The sequence below is a fragment of the Flavobacterium sp. genome, from assembly GCF_044369455.1.
In the GTDB taxonomy this organism is placed as follows: Bacteria; Bacteroidota; Bacteroidia; order Flavobacteriales; family Flavobacteriaceae; genus Flavobacterium.
Window position 1 is genome coordinate 1 of the sequence record NZ_JBIPLW010000056.1, and the last position, 5,292, is coordinate 5,292.

General features: G+C 51.1%; 1 pseudogene. It reads left to right on the plus strand.

Annotated features, from left to right (window positions below):
- Nucleotides 1-290: 290 nt before the first annotated feature.
- A pseudogene (locus tag ACIQ2L_RS13940) lies at nucleotides 291-5,292 on the plus strand (hypothetical protein); the annotation flags it as partial.

The window sequence follows — 5,292 nt, forward strand, 5'->3', positions numbered from 1 at the left end:
CATCCTTAGTGGACGTCAATGGATTACCGACTCCGTTGGATGGAGATGGGGATGGTCGACCTGGTGGGGTTCACAATTATTGGTTCGTACCTACGAGACCTGACCGGGCAACTCCTGTTCCTGGAGTTGCAGATGCTTCTGCCTATACGATTTGGGTTGACAAGACGGCAGCCAATGGCGGTTCGGGCACGCTCGCTTCACCGTACAACACCATCAGTCGAGCATTAACCGAGGCAGCTACCATCTCCCAGTCGGATCCGTTGGCGACACGCAATGTCGTCGTCCGAATTTTGGGAAATACGCAAAACCGAGCCTACGAAATTGGCTTCAATCGTTTTGGTCAAAGTTTAGCGGATGGTGCGACGTTTGATGTTCCCAAGAACGTTACGGTGATGATCGATGCAGGCGCTATCATCAAGATGGGTCGCGCGAGAATTAGTGCCGGTAGTTCGACGGTAAGCGTGGACCGCAGTGGTGGTTCGCTTCAATTGCTCGGGATCCCTGATTCGAAAGTGATTGTCACATCCATCCATGACACGGTGGGTATCGGCGTGAATCCTGATAAAACGCCTCCTGCACCTGGTCCAGGGGACTGGGGTGGGATCGAGTTCCGCAACAGAATTGATGGCGGAGACGAAACAAGAACGGATCGAGAACGTGATGGATTGTTCTTGAATACGGTTGTTCACTCCGATGTGAGGTTCGGCGGTGGCCAAGTTTTCGTGGACGGTGTTTCGCAAGTCATAACTCCCATTCATATCGTCGACTCGCGACCTTCGATAGCGAACAATTTGATTACTCGAAGCGCTGATGCGGCGATGTCGGCGACACCGAACAGTTTCCGCGAGGACAACTTCAACGATCCTCGATCGCAGGGCAATGGTTTGTTTGTCGCTGACTACGACAGAGTTGGACCGGACATTCGAGGTAATCGAGTTGTCAACAACACCGTCAACGGATTGTTCATTCGAACTCGAACAGGAGCGGCAGAGAATCCAGAAACCGTCACGGTCGCTGCACGATTTGACGATTTGGATATCGTTCACGTGGTCGGTGAAAACTTGATTGTTGATGGACGTCCAGGGGGAGGCATTATTGATGTTGCCGCACCTCCGACCACGGTCGTGACTTTAGTTGCATCTACAGGTGGTTCGTTATCGGCTGGAACCTACAATTACAAGCTTGTTTATGTTGATGCAGCAGGAAGTGAAAGCTTAGCGTCGTTGCCAACATCCTCGGTGACTGTAGCGGCGAATGGATCTATTGCTCTCGACAATCTTCCACCCATTGGTCCAGGATTGCCCTATGTAGCCAGACGCATTTATCGCAGTGATGCAACCGGTGGTGGAACTTATCGGTTCGTCGCACAAATCAATGCCGTTACAACGACTTTCGCTGACAATGGTAACGTTACCGGCTCGGCACTAGTCGAGCTAACAACCAAAGTTCGTTCTAGGCTCGATGGAAGTCTGATGATCGATCCAGGTACGATTATCAAGTCGCAGGGATCTCGAATCGAAGTCCGCAATGGTGGGCATTTGGTCGCCGAGGGCACCGCTTCACTTCCGATTGTGATGACAAGTATTAACGATGCACGTTTCGGGGTCGGTGGAACTTCGGACACTTCGAACTCGCGAACGACACGAACTCCGAATCGCGGTGATTGGGGTGGAGTGTTCGTTGGGCACGCTAGTTCCGGATCGCTAGACAATGTTCGACTGGCTTTCGCTGGCGGTTCAACTCGAATCGAAGGGGGCTTCGCGTCGTTCAATCCGATTGAAGTCCATCAAGCAGACTTCCGACTCGCGAATTCGAGAATTGAGCAAAGCGCATCGGGAACCGAGAGCTCGACATCGACTTCGAGAACTGGTCGGGGCTCTAACGGCGCTGCAGCCATCTTCGTTCGAGGTTCGCAACCGATTATCGTCAACAACCGAGTTTACGATAACGATGGCGCGGCTATCAACATCGATGTCAATTCTTTGAGCCATGAGTACGTGACAGATCGCGGTCGATCAACGGGCGAATTGGGACTCGTGGGCGAGTTTTTGGAGAACCAAGGACCGCTCGTCAAGGGTAATCAGCTTTCACGAAACACAACCAATGGCATGTTGGTTCGTGGTCAGACAATCACAACACAAAGTATCTGGGACGATTCTGACATCGTGCATGTCGTCTCGAGTTCAATCACGTCTGACAATTTGCATACTTTCGGCGGGCTACAATTGAAGAGTAGTGCATCCGAAAGTCTTGTAGTCAAATTCGGCGGAACCGCTGGAACGGTTGGGCTAACTGCCACCGGTACTCCACTCGACTATGCATCGCGAATCGGCGGTAGTCTGCAAGTGTTAGGGCAACCAAATTTCCCAGTGATTTTGACCAGCCTTTCGGATGATGCGGTAGGTGCAGGATTCGGAATCGATGGTCGCTCCAATTTTGATACCAACAACGATGGTTCTGGTTCTGTAGCGACGGCAGGTGCGTGGACTGGGTTGACTGCTCGAACGTATTCTAATGACCGCAACGTAGCCGCAGTGCCTGAGCGCGAGTCCGCCCGCGCAAGTTCACCTGCAGCTAATGACGCTCCTAGCAGTGCTCAATATCTGGGGCAATTGTCACGACAGTCAACAGGTGGCGACGAAAACGCTCGCTTAGGTTTTGAAATCCAAGGAACGATCAACAAGCCATCGGACGTCGACGTTTATAGTTTCACCGCAAACGGTCGAACCGAAGTTTGGTTGGACATCGATAGAACAACCTTTGGGTTAGATACGGTTGTGGAATTGATTGCGGCAGACGGAACGATTTTGGCGTTGTCAAACGATTCCTTCTTGGAGGAAACGGACCGTACCGCAAATCCGATCTTTACAACGCTTTCGGGCAACTCTGCGAATCCGCTTCGCAAGAGTTCTTTGATTCAAGTGCCAACGACTGCGGCTGGTGATGCACGGGACGACTACGGTACCAATCCGAAAGATGCTGGGATGCGAGTTGTGCTGCCAGGTCAAGAGTCGGTCGCCAGCCTGTATCACATTCGAGTTCGAAGCAGCAATCAAGTAGCAGGTCAAGCCGCAGGTACTCCTGCATTGTCAAACGCAGCGTCGGTAGGGCAAGGAAAATCAAAGGGATCGTACCAATTGCAAGTGCGGTTGGGCGAAGCCCAAGAATTCCCAGGAACAACGGTCTCGTTTGCTGATATTCGCTTTGCAGCGAATGGTGTAACACTTTCTGGTGTTCCTCGCCATTCTCCATTGGTTGGAGAAACAGCAGAAGTGGAAACGGCGACTACGAACAACAATACGTTTGCCTCCGCGCAGTACCTAGGCAACATCCTTCAGACCGACCGAAGCACGATTTCCGTCGCAGGTAGTTTGTCGTCACCGTCGGATATCGATTGGTACTCCTTTGATATCAATCAACAACAGCTTCTCTCTCCATTGGCGCGATATCTTTCGACTATCTTCGACATTGATTACGCAGACGGCATTGGTCGAGCTGATATGTCGATGTATCTCTTCAATGCCAATGGTAACTTGATCCATGTTGGTGAAGATAGCAATATCCTCGACGACCGAGCGACTGCATTGAAGTCGGCTGACAATTCTGACCTAGGTCGCGGATCGACAGGTACATTGGATCCGTACCTCGGTTCGGTTGAACTTCCTGCGGGACGTTATTTCCTCGCGGTTACTAGTCGATCTCAGATTCCAACCGTGCTGGCCAATCGTCTTAGTACAACAGGTGCGAATGATAGTGGTGTTCGTTTGCAACCCGTCAACAGCGGTCGCTACATCGTCGAAGACCGTGTAGATGGTCGACTAGGTGCGTCTGCACAAGGACCGATTGTTCCACAATTTCTCCCTCAATCATCTCGCGTCGAGTATGTGCTCGGTGATGTACCGTTGTACTTGTTGCAAGATCTTGCGAACGGAAGTTCTCAAATCTATATTGCAAACTCACTGACCGGCCAGCTTTCCAACTCCGTCGGAACGACGGTGTTGGTAGATATCAATGACTTGGCGATACGTCCGAACGGGGATGTTCGAGCCTTCAGCGGCCGAGTGAACAACGTCAGAAACGACGCGAATGCCAACTACATTTTGATCGATCCGGGCACCGGGACAGCACAAGTTGACGGTAACTTCAACGTGACGACTCGACAGTTGAACCCGGCGGACAGGCAACTGGCCGACCAAAACGAAGGGCTTATCTTCAATGCTCTGACTTATGCGAATTTAGGCGGCACAGAAATTGGTTTTGCAGTCGCTAACCGACCTGCACTGCCAGCAAGCTTGGGGGTTGCATACGAACAGAATATCCTTTACCGATTTAATGCGGGTACTGGTGCCGGCTCTAGTTTTCCACGGTTGGACAATGACCAATTTTTCTTGGAGCCCACAACGGGAAATCCAAACCCACCGGACATCATTCGTGGTGCAGGAACATCGATCATTGAAAGAGGTTTTATTCAAACTTCGCCATTGCCCGGCCTGACGGTATCGACAAGAATCGCACTAACCGAGGCAACCCAAGTTCGATCTACAACACAGAATTTGGTAAACGACGGTGATACGGTTTCCATTCGCGTTTTGCCAAGCACGAACGTAACGTTTGAGTTCAATTCAGGGCCTGAATTAAGGTTGCAGCTCGATCCTGTCAATTTCCCATCACGGGTGCTTTTGGACGGGGATCAGTTCATGATCGATGGCGTTACCTATCAGATCACGACGAGTGCTTCACCAGGTGTTATTCCTGGAGTAACAACAGTATTCTATAGCCCAACGATGACAAACGCACAGTTTGTTGCATCCCTAAAACAAGCGGTTCCTTCAACGATCCAAGTTGGATTCGATGGCAATCGCGTTAACTTTAGTGGGGCAGTTACTGGCTCTTTCAATATCTTGAGCACTCGAGGAGTCGCACAAGATCTTGGTTCGACTGGCAATGTTGGCAGCGGGCGAATCGCAGTGGATTTCTTGGCTGAAGACACTGCTGAGACGATGGCACTTCGCTTAGCACAAGCTTTAAACTCCGCGGGGTTTGCAGGGCTATCGGCGGTAGCAGTCAACAATGAAGTGCAATTGGTTAATGCACAAGTAACGGCTGCAACGGGCAGTGCTCGACGTGTTGGCATTGCTCCCGGTGGAACAGTTACTGGAATTGCACAGGTAAACGGCGATATGTTCGCGGTAAGCGATCAGGGAGGACTATATCGCGTTTCCTCAGATCGATTGTCGTCGAATTTTGCAGGCAACATCGCGGATTACGTTTCATCATCTTACAACCTGACCG